The sequence below is a fragment of the Listeria monocytogenes ATCC 19117 genome (assembly GCF_000307025.1).
In the GTDB taxonomy this organism is placed as follows: Bacteria; Bacillota; Bacilli; order Lactobacillales; family Listeriaceae; genus Listeria; species Listeria monocytogenes_B.
In genome coordinates, this window is the sequence record NC_018584.1 from 639,197 (window position 1) to 657,949 (window position 18,753).

Consider the following 18,753-nt stretch of genomic DNA (forward strand, 5'->3'; position numbering starts at 1 on the left):
CTGTTTTTTAGATATCTAAAGTAAGAAAGAGCACTTTTAAATAATTCCCCTCAGGAAAGTTTTTATTTACCGTGAAATCTGCGGGTAAGGAATGAGTTTCAACAATTTTATAAGTACGGTCGCTTGTTTGGAAGGCCTCCGCAATTAATTTTTTAAATGCTTTCATACCGAATCCTGCATAATTTGTTGAAGCAACGATGGTGCCGTTTGGTGCAGTGATGTCAATGATTTCACGAAGCATAGCAGGGTAATCTTTCGCCGCTCGGAAAGTTACTTTTTTTGTGCGTGCAAAGCTTGGGGGATCAACAACAACTAAATCAAAAGTTAATTGTTTGCGCGCTGCATATTTGAAATAATGGAAAACATCTTCTACGATAATCGCTTGCTCGTTTGGATCAAGACCATTTACTTCTAATTGTTCTTTTGTCTTGCTGAGCGAACGACCAGCCACATCTACGCTTGTCGTTTTACTCGCGCCACCAAATAAAGCTGCTACCGAGAATGCCCCTGTATACGAAAATGTATTTAAGACATTTTTTGAAACAGAATAATCCTCACTAATTCTTCTCCGCACATCCCGTTGATCTAGAAAGATACCTGTCATCCAACCATCATCTAAATAAGTTGCATAATTAATGCCATTTTCTTTAATAATAAGTGGGAAAGTTGCTTTTTGACCGGCGACGAAATCGTCTTTTGTATCTTCTTGAAAACGTCTTTTTTCATAAATACCTTTTATTTCTGGAAAAGATAAGAAAATATCAATAATCATTTTTTGGAAAGCGTAGATGCCTAGACTGTACCATTGAATTACGAGATAACCATCATAAAAATCAACAGTGAAACCACCAAGTCCATCTCCTTCGCCATTAAAAATCCGAAAAGCAGTAGTAGAGTCATCTGCAAATAGAAATTGACGTTTTTCGATTGCTGTCGTAATTAGGTTCGTTAAAAAGTCTTCATCGAGTTGCTGTTTCTTGTCCCAAGTGAAAAGCCAGCCGCTGCCTTTGTTTTGTTCTCCGTGGTAGCCTCTTGCAATAAATTGACCATTCGTATCTGTTAATTCTAATACGTCGCCTTCTTGTAATTCTTTTGGCCATTTTTCCATACGCTCTTTAAGAATAAGGGGATAACCTTCCTTATAGCCTTTTGTGAACTTAGGAAAAACTTTTACTTTTACTAGATTCTTCATCATGCACCGTCTTTCATTAAGATAAAATTTCCAACAAAAAACCTGTGAAGCGAACTGCTTGCTCCACAGGTTACTTTAAGTTATTAATTATACGCGACCGAAGCCAACTAGATATTTACCCCAGCCAGAGCCGTGGATGTTATCGTATTTAACGCCATTGTCTTGCGCGTTAATCATTTGACCATTACCAACGTAGATACCAACGTGAGAAATTCCGCTACCATAGTCAAAGAATACTAAATCACCAGGTTTTGCTTGAGATTCAGAGATTCTTGTAGTGCTAGCGTATTGTGCGCCAGAAGTACGTGGAAGGGAGATTCCCGCTTTAGCAAATACATATTTAGTGTAACCAGAGCAATCAAATGTAGTTGGTCCGTTACCACCCCATGAATAAGCTTTTCCAAGGTGTTTTTGAGCTTCAGCAATAATAGCACTCGCACTTGAATTGCTGTTATTGTTAGAAGAACCTTGATTAGCATTCGTATTTGAGTTTGTATTCGTATTGGAGTTTGTATTAGTATTGGTATTTTTAGATGGTGTACTTGTATTAGTATTGTTTGTATTCGTATTCGTTTTATTAGCATTTGTGTTTGTAGATGGTGCGGGAGCTGGTTTTGCAGCTTCTGTTGGTGCTTTAGGTGCTGTTTGTTGTTGTGTTGTTTCTTTTTTCTCTGTAGTAGCATTTGTGTTAGTGTTAGTATTTTCTTTAACTACTGGTGCAGCTTGTTTTTCAGCTGCTGGAGCTTCTTTTTTCACTTCTGCTTTTGGAGTAGCTGTGTTGGCTGTTTGTTTAATAGCAAGTTTTTGACCTACATAAATAGAAGAAGAAGATAAATTATTCCATGACATAATGTCTTGAACGGAAACACCGTATTTTACGGATAAAGCCCAAATAGTGTCACCGCTTTTAACAGCGTGTGTAGTAGCATTTTGATCTACCACTGGAGTTTCTTTCGTTTCTGCTACTTTAGGTGCAGGTGTAGTTGCTTGTGTAGTTTGTTTTACTTCAGTTTTTGTTTCTGCAGCAGGTGCAGCTTGTTGAGTAGTAGTTTCTTTTTTCACTTCTTGTGTTGGTGCAACAGGAGTGCTTGCTACTTTGTCAGTTAAGTATTTACCGTTAACGAAACCAGTTTCCCCGTCGTTGTAAGTAATTTTGTTCCAGCCATTAGATTCGGTTGATTCAACAGTTACTTTTGTTCCGCCTTTGATTGACGTAATAATACTGTTATCAACACCAGCGCCACTACGAACGTTTAACCAAGTTGCGCTAACAGATTTCTCTGTTTTTTCAGCAGCAGCAACCTCATTTACTTGTAATTTTTGACCTGGTACGATTTTATCTGTTGTTAAATTGTTTGCTTTTTTAATTGCGTCAACAGTAGTCCCTTTACTTTGTGCGATACCCCAAAGAGTATCACCAGCTTCGACTACTACAGTGCTTGCGGATGCGATTGTTGGAGCAGCAAATGCTGTTACCGCAATCCCAGCTGTAGCCGCGATAGTTGCTTTTTTCATATTCATAAAACTCCTCTCTTTTTTCAGAAAATCCCAGTACGTAATTAAGTATTTGAGAATTAATTTTATATTGATTAATACTAAGTTTACCCAGTTTTCACCTAAAAAACAAATGATGAGATAATAGCTCCAAAGGCTATAGAGGACTATACCAACTATTTGTAATAATTTTGTAACAGTTGAAAAGCGAACGTGTATTCTTAGGGCTTGAGATGTACTGCTGGGTAAACCTTTATAGTGTAAGTGGGATGTGAACGTTAATCAACAACTTTCGCTATGGGAAACCTATTGTTTTTTGTTAATAGAAAAACTTAATACATTTGTAATATAAAAATCGGCAGTTTTTCCGTTCTTCGTGACTCGAAATGAATTGCCAGATGAGTTTATGGTATTCTATAATAGAAGGTATGGAGGATGTTATATAATGAGACAAAATTATGATGATCGAAAAATAGTGAAACAGTATCGAGAAATAGCCCGTCAAATTGTAAAAAAAGAGGGCTTATATAAAAATATGGATCAGGCTGAACTTTGTGAACAAACTAATTTTTGGCGCGAGAAGTTTAAGACAAAACCGATGACTGATCGAGATAAAATTAATATTTTTGCTTTGGCGAGAGAAGCAGCTAGCCGAATTATTGGTTTGGATGCGGTTGTAGTGCAATTAATTGGAGCGCTCGTTCTCGGCGATGGCAAAGTGGCAGAAATGAAAACCGGCGAAGGTAAAACATTGATGTCGTTATTTGTTATGTTTATAGAAGTAATGCGTGGTAATCGTGTACACCTTGTGACTGCCAATGAGTATTTAGCTAGACGTGACCGGGAAGAAATTGGACAAGTGCTGGAATATCTTGGTGTTTCCGTTGCTTTAAATGAATCTGGTTTAGACATAGCCCAAAAAAAGGCCATTTATACAGCAGATGTTATTTATGGAACGGCTTCTGAATTTGGTTTTGATTACTTACGCGACAATATGGTACGCCAAAAAGAAGATAAAGTACAAAGTGGACTTGATTTTGTTTTAATAGATGAAGCAGATTCAATTTTAATAGATGAAGCGAGAACGCCCCTACTGATTTCTGACCGTAAAGAAGAAGATTTGTCCCTTTATCATACAGCGAATAAGCTTGTGAAGAAGATGATGAAAGATGATTATGAGATGGAAGAACATAAACGCTTTGTTTGGTTGAATGATGCTGGAATTGAGAAAGCCCAGAAGTTTTGGGGTGTCGAATCACTTTATTCCGCAGAGGCGCAGTCAGAACTTAGAATTACGATGCTTTTAATGCGAGCTCATTTCTTGATGCATAAAGATAAAGATTATGTGGTGCTTGATGATGAAGTATTAATTATCGATCCACATACTGGTCGTGCGCTTCCAGGCCGGCGCTTTAATGACGGACTCCATCAGGCAATCGAAGCAAAAGAGGGCGTGGAAGTTAAAGAAGAATCACGTACGCTAGCAACAATTACAATTCAAAACTACTTCCGGATGTATAAGAAAATTTCTGGAATGACAGGAACGGCTAAAACCGAAGAAGAAGAATTCCGTCAAATTTATAACATGGATGTCGTAGTAATCCCCACCAATTTACGTGTAAATCGGGAAGATATGCAAGATGATATTTTCTATACGAAAAAGGAAAAAGGTCGTGCGATTGTGTATGAAGTATCATGGCGCTATGAAAAAGGACAGCCAACTTTAATAGGAACTTCTTCTATTAAAAGTAATGAATGGATCAGTGGCTTATTAGACGCTGCTGGAATTCCCCACCAAGTATTAAATGCGAAAAACCATGCCCAAGAAGCGGAAATAATTGCCAAAGCTGGGAAACGCGGAATGGTAACTTTAGCAACGAACATGGCTGGTCGGGGGACAGATATCAAGCTGGATCCAGATGTACATAAGCTTGGCGGACTAGCTGTAATTGGAACGGAGCGCCATGAGAGCCGTCGGATAGATCTACAGCTAATGGGACGTTCTGGACGACGGGGTGACCCTGGTTTCAGTAAGTTTATGATTTCTTTAGAAGATGATTTATTAGAACAATTTGAAAGTAAGAGCTGGGAGAAACTTTCCACGAAACTTAAACGCAAAGCACCACGTGATGGGAAACCAGTTAATTCAAGGAAAATTCATGCTGTCGTTGTGGATGCACAAAAACGCCTAGAAGGAGCAAACTACGATATTCGTAAAGATTTGCTTTCCTACGATGAAGTAATCGATTTACAACGCAAAATGGTATATAAAGAACGCGATTTATTATTAGAAAGAAATAAACTTGGAGTCTCTTCCGAAAAAATTCTACGTGAAGTTGCCGAATATTCATTTATCCATCCAAGTGATATTCCGGAAGAAGAGTTAGAAATTTATTATTCACGTCAAAAAGAATTGCTCGGCGGCACGAAATTCCCTATTTCTTTTGATCAAGTAACGCTGATGGATCCGAGAGAAGTGGTAGAAGAAATCGTATCTTGGCATAAAAAAGAACGCAATAAATTCCCAGCTGAGACGATTGCTGCAATAGAACGAGAAGTCTATTTGAATTTAATGGACCAAATGTGGGTTATGCATCTGGACGCAATGGTACAATTACGCGAAGGTATCCACTTGCGAGCATATGGACAACAAGATCCATTAGTTATGTACCAAAAAGAAGGGGCTCAATTATTTGAGAAATTCCAAGCAGACTATCATTTCTACTTTGCTCACGCCTTACTTGAACTTGATCCAGACGGCTTAATCCAAGGCTAAAATACAACTTGCGTCTGATTTTTTCCAAATTTATGGGTAATTTAATGAGAACGAGGGTATTAATCTATATAATAGTACCAAACGAAAATAAATTTAGACAAAAGAGGGTGGTAAAGTGAAGGGGTCATTCACAAAGTTTAAACAATTTTTTATAGAAAACAAATTTGTGTTAGGGTTACTAATTTTTCTTTTAGTAGCACTTGATATTTATGTATTAACTAAGATTGCCTTTATTTTTGATCCGTTAATGGTAATTCTTAAAACCGTTGCTGCACCAATCATTTTAGCTGGGATATCTTACTATTTATTTAATCCTATCATTGATTGGTTAGAGAAACATAAGTGGAAGCGAGGTTGGGCGATTGCATTACTATACTTAGTGATTATCGGTTTACTCATTCTACTATTTAGTTTTGTCATTCCAGCTGTGAAAGATCAGATTGTTAGCTTGTTCAAATCATTCCCGGGGTATTGGGACCAAATCACACAGAAATTTGATGAGTTCAGTCGCTCGAGCTTATTTGATCAAATAAAAGATAAATTAAATACGAACATGAGCGATATCATGAAGACTCTTTCCACAAAAGGAACATCTGTAATTAATAGTGCTATTTCAAGTATTGGTAGTATTGTTGGAACGGTAACAGAGGTTGTTTTAGCGATTGTAACTACGCCGCTTGTTTTATTCTACTTGTTAAAAGATGGAAAAAAATTACCCGACTTCCTACTAAAAATGTTACCAGTAAATGGTCGTGCGCATACTCGCCAAGTACTTGGTGAAGCAAACCACCAAATTAGTTCATATATTCGTGGACAAATTATTGTAAGTTTGTGTATTGGTATTTTGCTATTTATCGGTTATTTAATTATCGGTCTACCATATGCATTAACACTTGCTATTATTGCAGCTTGTACTAGTATTGTCCCCTATTTAGGACCAGCAATTGCGATTACACCAGCGATTATTATCGCGATTGTTACTTCACCTTGGTTATTAATTAAATTAATCATAGTCTGGTGTGTCGTTCAATTACTTGAAGGTAAATTTATTTCTCCTCAAGTCATGGGTAAAACGCTAAAAGTACATCCAATCACGATTTTATTCGTTATTTTAGTAGCTGGAAATCTATTCGGTGTACTGGGTGTTATCTTCGCAGTACCAGGTTATGCGGTACTTAAAGTCATCGTAACGCATGTATTTATTTGGTTCAAACGAATCTCTGGGCTTTACGGGGAACAACCTGAAAGTGAATATGTAGAATCACCAACAGAAGAAAAAGAATTATAAAATAAAAACACTATTAGTTAGAAAATATTTTTCTGCTAATAGTGTTTTTTTGTTGTGTTAAAACTAATGTTCACAAAAAAGACATAATTTTTCTCTTTACAAGGTGAGAGTAGTAATAGTGCGATTTTTATGTAATATATATTACGAAAATAGATTTATAATATAATTTTTTTCTCTTTTTTAATAAATTGTACATTGAATTGACGCATTTTTCATCATAATATGAAGCCAGTGTATGAGGAAAGGGGAAACAAAAATTGATTATCAAAAAAACATTAATTGTAGGATTAATTGGCATAAGTTCAGTCACACTTTTTGCACCGGCTGCTTTTGCAGTAACTTCTGAGGGAGATTCAAAAGCAACAGTTAAATTTAAAGCTGGGACGGGAGTAGTTAACCCGGTTGACCCGGAAAATCCAACGAAACCGATTGACCCGCTAGATCCAAGTAATCCAACTGATCCTGGAACTGGAAATACTGGTTCTTTAACATTGGATTATGTGTCATCTGTTAATTTTGGAGAACATGAAGTATCATCCACGGAACAAAGCTACTCCTCCACATCAAGAAAACCGTTTATCCAAATATCTGACCGTCGTGGAACTGGAGCTGGTTGGAAAGTGACAGCAACCGCAACCGCTTTTCAAAATGAAGACGGTGCAGCTTCCCTATCAGGAGCGACACTATCATTTAAAAACGGAGAAACAGCATCTGCTAGCAACACAGCAACGACACCAACTGCTGCTCAAACAGTTGAATTACCAACAGATGGAACTTCGATTGTGAGTGTTGTTTCGGCAAAAGAATCGGAAGGCATGGGAACATGGATTAATCGTTGGTTTGGTGCTACACCGAATGATACAGCTAGTTTAAACAACAATGTTCAATTAACGATACCAGCAGGAAGCGCAACACTTGGAGACCATGAAGCGACTATTACATGGACATTATCTGACGCGCCAGGAGTTTAAAAAATTTGCGTTTAGAATTCACTTCTAGACGCAAATTTTTATTAAAAACGATGGAAGGAAGGTTTAATTGAAGAAAAGTTTTCTTAGTTTATTGTTCATTATTCCGTTATTAGTTACATGTAGCAATTTTGCAGAAGCACAGGCGGCAGAAGGAGACGTCGGTTATTCCGTTCAAGCTCATATCCCCGCCAATCAAATAGATAAAAGACAAACTTATTTTGACCTAAAAATGCAGCCGAAACAAAAACAAACAGTAAACATTGATGTAATGAATAGTTCAAATGAAGAAATTCAAGTGGAAGCAGCAATCAACTACGCATCCACCAATCGAACTGGTGTCATTGATTACACCAAAAATGATCTTACGAAAAAAGATAAAAGTTTAGAATATCCACTTCCAGAACTAGCTAAAATTCCAGACGACCAAAAACTCCTAACGATACCAGTAGATGGCAAAAAGACCGTCCAAGTGATGATTGAAATGCCTGCTGAATCGATTGATGGCGTTGTATTGGGCGCAGTAGAATTTAAAAAGAAAAATACTAACGAGACGAAAAAAACAAAAGGTGTCTCCTTAAAAAATGAATATTCCTATATTGTCGGCATGCAACTAGCTGAAACCGACAAACAAGTCAAACCACATATGAATTTACTAAGTATCAAACCGGCACTCCTTAACTATCACACAGCGATAGTTGCCAAATTACAGAACGACCAACCAGTCATACTGGAAAATCTAAGTATTGATGCAAAAGTCTATCAACAAAATTCGGATAAATTACTTTACCAAACAAAGAAAGCGAATATGAAAATGGCGCCAAATTCCAATTTTGATTTTGGGATTGACTTGGAAAATCAACCTTTAAAAGAAGGTAAATACAGATTAAAAATGACTGCAACGAATGGCGTGGAAACCTGGACTTGGGACGAAGCGTTCACCATTGGTAAAGAAGGACAAAACTTAAATAAAGAAGCAGTAAACTTAGAGAAAACGAACACATGGCTTTACGTTGCGATTGCTGCAGGTGTAGTTCTTATAGCACTAATCATCATTTTGGTTATAAGAAAACGAAGACAAAAACAAGAAAAATAAAGAAAGGAGCTGGCGAATTGGCTTTCAAAAAATTAATACTTGTATTGACCATTGCGGCTCTTTTTCTTGGTTTTAAAATAGTGGTAGCAGCGGAAAATGGGAGTAGGGACTTAGCATCAAATGAAGCGATAGTGACTAATTTTACAGAATTAAAAACAGCTATTTCCGAAGATAATGGAATAGATACAGTGTATTTAGGTGCAGATGTTGAATTATCGGGTGGAATTATCATCCCAGCGACGAAAAAGACATTTACTTTATCAGGAAAAAATCCAGCAACAGGTGAAATACATACTTTGACAGAAACAATGGCATCAGCTGGTGCCCAGAGCAGCGTGATTACAGTTAATACCAACACAGGTGCAAAAGAGACAACTTTAAGAGATATTAATGTTGTGGGGAAAAATTATTATGGGACGATTTCGGTTTATGGGGCTGCAAAAAACGTCGTACAAAACTATGAAAATGTTCACTATCAAGGTCCGCAAATGATATATAATTTGAATGGAACGGCGAATTTTAAAGGAACCAATGATATAACAATAGCGTCCGTTGTATCTGGTTCTGCGGCACCAAATGAAGTCGCGGAAATTAAAGGCGTGAGCGTTTCCGGTAAGTTGAATATCAATCACGCAAGTTCGAATGCGAATAGTGCTTTTTGGTTCGGTGGTGGAACGGCTGAGGTAAACACTTTTACAGTGGAAGAAAATGCAGACGTGACGATACTTTCTAATGGGACAGGGATGTTTTATCGTTCAGGGGCAAAACCAATTGACATAGATGTGAAAAAGAATGCGAAGTTAGCTATTACTTCTAACAATAATATTTTCCGAGACACACCGGGCGGAACTGTTAAAATCGCGTCAGGTGCGGATGTAACTATGACAAAAACTGCTGGCGGGAATCCACTTCTATGGGTGGCAGATGATATTACCGTAAGTCCTGATGCCCGCTTTATCTTGAATAAAACAGGCGGAACTGGCTATATTATCCAGTTTTATAATGCGACGGCGAAGTTAGATATAAATGATCCTCGGAGCTTTTTAATTACGACAAATTCAAATACGCCGATGTTTTACTGGCCTTATGCGAACACCTTTAATTTAAATGCGCAAATGGTGAATTACTGGGATACGGTTGGAACCATTGATCGAACGGATTTGGCATCGCAAAGTTTTAGTTTGCCAAATGGGGAAAATGTGACGGGGAGTTTGACGTACACAGGGACAACGACAAAAATTCTGTCAACGAATGCGGGGATGACGCCGACTAATTTTAATCAAAACACCGCGCGAATGATTGCAATGGGGCGACTTGAAGGAACGATAAATCCAGTGACAGACGCAGATAATGAAATTACAGGAACAGCGACACCAAACGCTTTTATAAGTATTTCATACACAGAAAATGGGGAAAATAAGGTTTTAGAAGGACCGGCAAATGAGGCGGGAACTTATCGAATTGCTATTCCAAATGGTTTTATCAAGCCTTACATTAAATTGACTACAACCATTAAACAAGACCAAAAAAGGATAACATTAGACGATATAACTGTAGAAGATGTGACTCCGCCAAGTGGTGAGGCTGTTACTCAAATTATCCAACTTGGAGATCCCTTTCCAGATGTAGCCGAATTAGTAACAAATATTTATGATCATTCCGATAATACATCTGGAGCGGGAGTTACAACTACTTTACAAAGCGCGCCCGATACTAATGTATTTGGACCCACAGAAGCCATTGTTCGCTTAGAAGATAAGGCACAAAATTACGTGGATATCCGTGTACCCGTTTTTATTAAAGATGATGAAACAGAGATACAAGATGGCAAAGCATTACGAGCGGCGGACTTTTCGGTAAATGTAAAAGATATTATCGAGCTCAATGAGGCCGAACTGGAGCAATTCATTTTAAGCAAATCGGGTGCAAAAGCTTTCAATATCGAAACTGGTGAGGACTTAAGCGCGGAGTTGAAAGTAGCTAGCACCAATTTGAAAAAAGAGACAGGCACCTATGCGGCAACGATACAAATTGACGGATTAACGAAAGAGATTGCGATTCAGGTTACGGGTGAGCTTAAATTTAATCATGTGCCAGAAACGATTTCCTTCGAAACAATGGAGCTTAATCAACAAAAAAATATCGCAAAACGAAACGCTGACTTTGATTTATCTGTGCTTGATTCAAGGGGCTCAGGCGGCAAATTTAGCGTAACAGCAACCGTTAAAACACCGCTGACATCCACGACAAATTCGGCGCATACTTTGCCAAATGGGCTCATTTTTATTGATAATACTGGAGCGAAAAAAATTCTTTCCGCTGAACCAATCACCATTTTTGAATCGCAGTCAGCTAGTGAGATGATTGTTCCGATAGAATGGGCAGAAGACCAAGGGATTTTGGTAGAAGTTGATGCAGCGGAGGCTTATGTGGATGAAAGCTATGAAACAACAATCGAGTGGACTTTGACGGATGCTCCGTAAAAACCTGTTAGCAAAAGTTAACAGGTTTTTTCATGTTATAAGCCCATTGTTTTCTAAATACACTAGTTTCTCGTATAATAGCGTTAAGTAATTTGCGAAAGGTGGAAGAAAATGACTTCGGTAATGTGGTTTCGGAGAGATCTTCGAGTAAACGATAATAAAGCTCTCTATCATGCTTGTAAAGAGGACGATTTGCTTTTGTTATTTCAAGTAAATCCAGCACAGTTCATCACAGGAAGTCCTAGCCACCAAGCTTTTTTTGCAAGTGTGGCTCATTTTAAGCAAGAAATCGATAAAACTGCGCATTTACAAATCATGTTTGGTGAACCGATAGAATGCTTCCAACAACTTAAAGATACGCTACCAAGCTGGGATAAAGTTTATTTCAACCGTGATGAAACAGGATACGGAGCAAAGCGGGATGAGGCGGCGCAAGCGTTCTTTGACGAACAAAAAATCGAGGTTCAAGCCTTCCACGATAGCTATCTTCATTCAGCGGAAGAAGTAAAGAAATCTCCAACAGAATACTATAAAATTTTTACCCCTTATTATAAAAAATGGCGCGAAGAAATAAAAGAAACGCCGTTCAAAGTGACTTTAAAGCATGAGAATATCCGGAAAGAAAGCTTGTTTCTGAAATATGAAGAACAATTTGCGGAAATGACTAGCGATTTACCGATATTAGATATTGGTGAACGAGCAGCGAACACGAGACTTGCGAATTTTATTAAACACGATGTTGCTGACTATGACAAAGCGAGAGATTTCCCGGAACTGGATAAAACAAGCCATTTATCACGTTATTTACGAACGGGGGAAATCTCGATTCGGACGATTTGGCAGACACTTCAAGAAACAGAAGCAACAGAAGGACGAGCTACATTTGAAAAAGAACTGTGTTGGCGCGACTTTTATAATATGATTTACGTTTCTTTTCCTAACCAAAAAAACGAGCCGATCCAAGAAAATTATCGTTTTATTGAATGGGAAAATAACCGTGAATATTTCAAAGCGTGGCAAGAAGGGAAGACTGGTTTCCCGCTCGTTGATGCGGCGATGCGCCAGTTGAAAGAAACTGGTTGGATGCATAATCGACTAAGAATGATTACGGCGTCCTTTTTAACAAAAGATTTGCTGATTGATTGGCGTTTTGGCGAAAAGTATTTTCAACAAATGCTGATTGATTATGATCCTGCGAGTAATATTGGTGGCTGGCAATGGGCGGCTTCGACTGGAACGGATGCGGTGCCATACTTTAGGATTTTCAACCCAACGACACAATCACAAAAATTTGATTCGACTGGGAAATTTATTCGAAAATATGTAAAAGAGTTAGCGAATCTACCTGATAAATATATTCATCAACCAGAAAAAATGTCAGAAACTGAGCAGAAAGAGCATGGCTTGCTGTTAGGAAAAGACTATCCATTTCCAATAGTTGACCATAAAGAACGACGGAAATTAGCCATTGCACGCTACGAGTTTAGCAAAGAGCATTCTAGGGGAAATATATAGATAATGAGTCAATCATTTAATTAAATGATTGATTTTTTTGTGGCAGTATTCACAAAGTATAAGTCTTGAGCAACCTTCTAGGAGTAAGAACCTGGGTATGTTAAAATTCATTTATCAAGTGATAAGGGGGAATCACAATGGCGCAATTTTTAAAGCTATTTCTAACGAGTGCAGTAGTTTTCTTGATTTTTGATCTTTTTTGGTTACTCGTAGCTTCTAAAAAAATGTATCAACAATTTATTGGGGATTTAATGGGGGATGTAAAACTTGCTCCAGCAGTTATTTTTTACTTTATTTATGTCGTTGGTGTTACCTTCTTCGTTTTACTTCCTGGGACAGAAAAAGGAAGTTTAGGTTACACCATTTTAGCAGGCGCGTTGTTTGGTCTAGTTTGTTATGCGACGTATGATTTGACGAACTTGGCGACACTTAAAGATTGGCCGATTACGATGACCATTATTGATCTCGTTTGGGGAACGGCTGTGACAACTGTGACTTCAGTGATTGTTTACTTTATTAATCTGCATTTCTTCTCGGGAGCAGGTTCCTAATGATGGAGTCAGAAAGCAAACGTCTATTACAAAGTATGCTAAACGGGGCGGCTGAAGTAATTAGTAAAAAAGACGAGCTTAATCGAATAAATGTTTTTCCTGTAGCGGATGGCGACACGGGTAGTAATTTAGCTTCTTTAATGCAAGCGATCATTGATCATGTTTCCCCGAGAGAATATTCAACGAAGGAATTGCTAGAGGAAGTAGCTAGCGCGGCGCTCATCGGTGCTCGTGGCAATTCAGGGATGATTTTTGCGCAATACTTAAATGCTGTTGCGGAAAGTTATCACCACCTTGAATCGACTTTTGATGGATTAGTTCAAGCGTTTCAAAATGCGGTGCATAAAGCTTATGAAGCCTTGTTGGATCCAAAAGAAGGGACTATTTTGTCTGTGATGAAGGCTTGGTCAGAGGAGCTTGCTGGGACGTATGAGCAGGAGCGTTCTTTCCAGCAATCGCTTTTAAATGCACAAATAGTTGCGGAGAAAGCATTAATTAATACCGAATTTCAAATGCCAATTTTACGGAAAAACCGGTTGGTGGATTCTGGTGCGAAAGGGTTTTATTACTTTATCACCGGGCTTACAAATGCTTATTGTGGTAAGGCGGTTTCTGACCCCGTTCGTTTTACGGAAGTAGAGCAAACAGCGGAACATAGGCATGTTGAAACAAGCGAGCCGAAATATCGTTATTGCTCGGAATTTATTATTAAACAAGCGACTATTTCACATCAACATTTACAGGAAATTCTCGCAGCTAAAGGGGATTCCTTAGTAATTGCAGGTAATGAGAAACAAATAAAAATCCATATCCACACAAATGAACCAAAAGAAGTTTTAAGCCTCATGGCAGCATACGGCGTGATGACGTATCAAAAAGTAGATGATATGCGTCTGCAATATGAAGTCACAAAAAAGCCTCGCGCAAAGATTGCTATAGTGACCGATTCGATAGCCGATTTACCAGAAGCATTTTTACTGGAGCACCAAGTACATGTATTACCGATGAATATTTTAGCTGGAGAAGAGAATTTTCTTGATAAATTGACGGTTGGCCCAAACATGATGCAAGAAAAATTAAGAAAACAAACGAAAATGAGTACAGCCCAGCCAACAATCCGTACGGTGGATGCCTTGTTATCTTTTTTAGAACACAAATATGAACATGTGCTTGTTATCTCCGTTGCGGCGAAATTAAGCGGAACTTATCAATTAATCAAACAGCGGATAAAAGCGCGGGAGTTGTCCTCGGACTGGATACGTGTAATTGATTCTAAATTAAATTCGGTCGCGCAAGGAATTTTAGTGAAACAAGCAGTAGAACTAGTGGAATCAGGTAAATCATGGGAATCTATTTATCCCGAAGTGGAACAAATGATTGAGCGGACCTTTATTTATGTGGCGGTTGCAGATTTGTCGCCGATGGTCCAGTCTGGCAGAATTCCACGAGTGTTAGGAAAGCTTGCGCAGAAATTATCACTCTATCCGATTGTGAGTTTGGACGAGTCCGGGGATGGCAAATTGATAGGCGTATCGTTTAGCCAAAAGCAAAGTATGAAAAAAATCATTAAAAAAATAGCAAAATTACAGCTGAAAGAGCTGGCGATTACACATGTTTCTTCAAGAGACACCGCGGCAATTTGGCAGAAGCAACTTGAAAAAGAAACCGGGGAAATCAGCTACTTAGTGGATAGTTCGGCAGCCATTGCGATTAGTGCTGGACTCGGAAGTGTCGCAGTTGCGGGGATTAAAAAGGAGGAAACGATATGATGTATTGGACAGTAGCACTCGCTTTACTTGTTTACTTTATACTCTGGTTTATTATTTCAAAAATAAAAGGAAAATATTCGCTCGTTGATATTGCGTGGGGCGGCGGCTTTGTTGTTGTAGCATGGACTGGATTTTTAACGACATTTAGCATGACAGCGCAAAGTATAACCATACTTGTTTTAGTGACGATTTGGGGTGTCCGTTTGTTTTGGCATTTAGCGCGCCGGAATTGGAACAAACCAGAAGATTATCGCTACGTTAATATGCGCAAACGCTGGGGAACGACATTAGTTAATTTGAAAGCCTTCTTAAATGTCTTCGTGTTGCAAGGTGTTTTATTATTTATTATTGCTTTACCGATTACACATAGTTTTGCTAATGAAACAGCGACATTCGCTTGGTGGCAAATCCTCGGTATTGTTATCTGGATTATTGGCTTTATTTTTGAAGTCGGTGGCGATTTGCAATTAGAAAACTTCAAGAAAAATCCAGCCAATAAAGGCAAATTATTAACAACTGGATTTTGGTCAGTCACACGGCATCCAAATTATTTTGGTGAAGCACTTAGTTGGTGGGGTGTATTTTTAGTTGCCTATACGCAATTAAATGATCTCTGGCTGATTACTAGCCCGATTGTTATCACTTTATTATTACTATTTGTTTCCGGTGTTCCGTTACTTGAAAAAAAATATCAAGACAGAGCGGATTTTCAAGCATATGCGAACAAAACGTCAAAATTTTTCCCTTTTATTGGTAAAAAAGGTCTGTAAAAAGTAGTTATTTTATCTTGACATTGCTATTAATTGCTATTTACATGAGAGAGCGAGTAAAATGAAAGATAGGTACGATAAATAGTATCTGAATATAATACTTTATGAGGCGAGAGGGGTACAACAGATGAAAAAAGAAAAAACAGTGTTAATTATGAATTTCGATGAAGAAAGTATTTCTTACCAAGCTTTTTCTGAAATGAAAAGATTACACCAAGAACGCAAAATCATTGGTTATCAAATGGCGGTTGTAAAACATGAGCCAGGAAATAAACTTGTTGCACAAGATTTTCTTGATTTTACTGGTGCCGATAAAAATATGAAAGATAGCCTTATTGGTATGTTAATTGGTATTTTAGGCGGTCCATTTGGTATTTTAATTGGTTGGATGGTCGGCGCAATCGTTGGTTCCATGCGAGATGCTGGCGAAGTGAAAGATGCTTTAAATGTATTTGAAAGAACATTAAAAACAATTCCAGAAGGTTCTACAGGTGTCATCCTTATTGCGACAGAACAAGAATTAGCAAATGTAAACGACGTAGCAATGGATGAGTTACACGGGCGTGTGCAACGTATGGATGAAGCTATCGTAGCTCAAGAAATCAAAAGCGCACAAGAAACAGAAGGAAAAGCAAAAGATTCTGCTAAAAAACATTGGTTTAGTAAATAAAAATATTTCAAACGAGGACAGAGAAATCTGTTCTCGTTTTTTGTGTTTTAAGAGTGTGAAAACGGGGAAATTAACAACATAAAACACCCAGATAGAAAAAAATTCAAGATGGTAACGCTTAACTCATTTTTATTTTCTGAAAACTATTTGCATCAAATTAAAAACATGCTACAATAAACAAGTTGTGAATTTCACAAGAAAATTTTTTGTTTGGAGATGAAATAATTTGGATGTGGAAAGTAGTCCATTAATGCAGAAAATTGATTATAGTACGCGCAAAAAAATTGATTTAGTAAATAATAGTATTCTTCGTTATATCGTGCGCGCGATGTTAGCATGTTTATTCTTGACACTAGGGACTGCGGTCGCTGTAATGATTGGTGATAAAGTTGATCATTTCGCTCCAGGACTTGGTAAAATCACGTATGCATTTATGTTTAGTTGGTCGCTCGTTATGATTATTTATATGAATGCTGAGCTTGGTACTTCTAACATGATGTATATGACAACTGGTGTTTATCAAAAAATTGTTAAACCAGGAAAAGCATTACAAATTTTGCTTTTATGTATTGTTTGTAATTTATTGGGTGGAATTCTTGCCGGGTACTTAGTTTCCCTAACATCCGTTTTCCATAATTTACCTGCTGACCATTTCTTATTTACTGCTGTTAGCGGTAAGCTTGAAAAAGCGCCACTACAAATTTTTGTAGAAGGTATTTTCGCCAATATTGTTGTAAATACGGCCGTGCTTTGTACACTTCGAATGAAAGATGATGCTGGTAAAGTCATTGCGATGATTTTCATTATTTTCATCTTTGCATTCTTAGGATTTGAGCACGTTATCGCCAACTTCTCCTCTTTCTCATTAGCATTTTTCGCTTCTGGTGGAACACTTGCTGCAATGACAGCGGGCAATGTGACCGTCAATTTAGTACTTGCTTTACTTGGGAATTTTGTAGGTGGAGGCCTTGTTATCGGACTCGGCTATGCTTGGCTTAACCGAACGAAATCAATTTATAAAGACTAATTAAAGGAGACCCCGGAAATTTTCCGAGGTCTCTTTTTTATATACTTTTAACAGGTAAATTACTTAAAAATGACCGAATGAGCGGTTCGAATTTCGGCACTTCTTTTTCAACTAGAAAAGCGTCATGACCGTATTCGGAGGCCACTTCATGATAAGTAACCGGCACATCCCATTCTTTTAAAAGCTCGTAACCGCGGCGCAAATCATGAATTCGGAAAAGTTGATCTGTCGTGATGCCAATGAGCAAATACGGAATTTTAATTTTCGCAAAGGCAGGCAAATCGTCTTTCGCGGGAGCAGTAACATCGAATAAATCAATTGCCTTTGTTAAATATAAGTAGCTATTCGCGTCAAATCGCTCGACAAAAGTATCCCCTTGATATTGCAAATACGATTCAATTTGAAAATGCTCTTTTGAGAAAGCGGCAGGAGAAGACTCGGCGACAGTGAAACGTTCAAAGCGTTTCGAGAAAAGTTCGCTCGTCCGGTAAGTCATCATCCCAACCATTCGCGCAGTAGCAAGTCCGCCCTCAGGTTGACCAACATAGTTGCCCCCATTAAAGTCAGGGTCGTTCAAAATCGCCATGCGCATAATCAAGTTGTAACCAATCGCATCAGGCCCAGCAGCAAGCGGGGAGGCGATATTGATAATGCTATCCGTGATATCGGCATAATCAATCGCCCATTCCGTCGCCTGCATACCACCCATCGATCCGCCAATCACTGAAACAATTCGCGTAACCCCAAGTTGCTCCAAAAGTTCACGCTGCACTTTAATAATATCTTTAATCGAAAAACCTGGAAACTGTAAGCGGAAAGGCTCGCCAGTTTTTGGATTAATCGAAGAAGGTCCAGTCGTGCCACTACAACCACCAAATACATTGGTGCAAACCAGAAAATATTTGTCTGTATCAATCGTTTTCCCCGGACCAATATAATCATCCCACCAACCAGGAGCGTCACTCTCAAAATGTTTCGCCGCATGTGCCGTCCCAGTAAGGGCGTGTTCTAATAAAATGCAATTATCGCGTGAGGCGGAAAGTGTCCCGTATGTTTCATAGCCGACTAAAACAGGGCTTAATGTTTCTCCATTTTCAAGTAGAAGAGGACTTTTTTGAAATAGTTCTTTTTGTTGTAAGGTCACTTCTCTTCAC

Annotated in this window: 14 protein-coding genes; 11 read left to right on the forward strand and 3 right to left on the reverse strand. The window is 38.3% G+C overall.

Features of this window, described 5'->3' with window-relative positions; translation table 11 throughout:
* Positions 1–7 precede the first annotated feature (7 nt).
* On the reverse strand, positions 8–1,192 hold the full coding sequence (locus LMOATCC19117_RS03115) for a class I SAM-dependent rRNA methyltransferase (protein WP_003734472.1): 1,185 nt from the start codon (positions 1,190–1,192) through the stop codon (positions 8–10).
* A gap of 87 nt (positions 1,193–1,279) precedes the next feature.
* Positions 1,280–2,707: an invasion associated endopeptidase gene (locus LMOATCC19117_RS03120; RefSeq protein ID WP_003734471.1), complete on the reverse strand. Its 1,428-nt coding sequence runs from the start codon at positions 2,705–2,707 to the stop codon at positions 1,280–1,282.
* 424 nt (positions 2,708–3,131) lie between these two features.
* Between LMOATCC19117_RS03120 and secA2 the strand changes: the two genes are divergently transcribed.
* The 11 genes from secA2 (at position 3,132) to LMOATCC19117_RS03175 (ending at position 17,599) form a co-directional block, all read left to right on the forward strand.
* Positions 3,132–5,462, forward strand: coding sequence for an accessory Sec system translocase SecA2 (secA2, locus tag LMOATCC19117_RS03125; RefSeq protein WP_003725893.1), 2,331 nt, complete (start codon positions 3,132–3,134; stop codon positions 5,460–5,462).
* Between the two features lie 115 nt (positions 5,463–5,577).
* Entirely contained in the window at positions 5,578–6,750 is a 1,173-nt protein-coding gene (locus tag LMOATCC19117_RS03130) for an AI-2E family transporter (protein WP_003725894.1), read from the forward strand.
* A 257-nt stretch (positions 6,751–7,007) separates the two neighbouring features.
* The gene (locus LMOATCC19117_RS03135; RefSeq protein ID WP_003725895.1) at positions 7,008–7,721 is read left to right on the forward strand and encodes a WxL domain-containing protein; all 714 of its coding nucleotides are present in this window, start codon (positions 7,008–7,010) and stop codon (positions 7,719–7,721) included.
* 67 nt (positions 7,722–7,788) lie between these two features.
* The gene (locus tag LMOATCC19117_RS03140; RefSeq protein WP_003734470.1) at positions 7,789–8,814 is read left to right on the forward strand and encodes a DUF916 and DUF3324 domain-containing protein; all 1,026 of its coding nucleotides are present in this window, start codon (positions 7,789–7,791) and stop codon (positions 8,812–8,814) included.
* Positions 8,815–8,831: 17 nt separating this feature from the next.
* Positions 8,832–11,297 (forward strand): hypothetical protein, encoded by a 2,466-nt coding sequence (locus tag LMOATCC19117_RS03145; RefSeq protein ID WP_003734469.1) that lies wholly within the window; start codon positions 8,832–8,834, stop codon positions 11,295–11,297.
* 111 nt (positions 11,298–11,408) lie between these two features.
* A complete protein-coding gene (locus LMOATCC19117_RS03150; RefSeq protein ID WP_003727263.1) occupies positions 11,409–12,812 on the forward strand; it encodes a cryptochrome/photolyase family protein in 1,404 nt (467 codons plus the stop codon).
* A 137-nt stretch (positions 12,813–12,949) separates the two neighbouring features.
* Positions 12,950–13,363: a DUF2177 family protein gene (locus LMOATCC19117_RS03155; RefSeq protein WP_003725899.1), complete on the forward strand. Its 414-nt coding sequence runs from the start codon at positions 12,950–12,952 to the stop codon at positions 13,361–13,363.
* A 2-nt stretch (positions 13,364–13,365) separates the two neighbouring features.
* On the forward strand, positions 13,366–15,132 hold the full coding sequence (locus LMOATCC19117_RS03160) for a DAK2 domain-containing protein (protein ID WP_003731310.1): 1,767 nt from the start codon (positions 13,366–13,368) through the stop codon (positions 15,130–15,132).
* Complete coding sequence (locus tag LMOATCC19117_RS03165; protein ID WP_003727260.1) at positions 15,132–15,902, forward strand: DUF1295 domain-containing protein; 771 nt, start codon at positions 15,132–15,134, stop codon at positions 15,900–15,902. Before LMOATCC19117_RS03160 ends, LMOATCC19117_RS03165 begins: the two co-directional genes overlap by 1 nt.
* Positions 15,903–16,029: 127 nt before the next feature.
* Positions 16,030–16,572: a DUF1269 domain-containing protein gene (locus LMOATCC19117_RS03170; protein WP_003725902.1), complete on the forward strand. Its 543-nt coding sequence runs from the start codon at positions 16,030–16,032 to the stop codon at positions 16,570–16,572.
* 226 nt (positions 16,573–16,798) lie between these two features.
* On the forward strand, positions 16,799–17,599 hold the full coding sequence (locus tag LMOATCC19117_RS03175; RefSeq protein ID WP_003727259.1) for a formate/nitrite transporter family protein: 801 nt from the start codon (positions 16,799–16,801) through the stop codon (positions 17,597–17,599).
* A gap of 37 nt (positions 17,600–17,636) precedes the next feature.
* Here the strand turns inward: LMOATCC19117_RS03175 and metX are convergent, their stop codons facing one another.
* A complete protein-coding gene (gene metX / locus LMOATCC19117_RS03180; protein ID WP_003725903.1) occupies positions 17,637–18,743 on the reverse strand; it encodes a homoserine O-acetyltransferase MetX in 1,107 nt (368 codons plus the stop codon).
* Between the last annotated feature and the right edge of the window lie 10 nt (positions 18,744–18,753).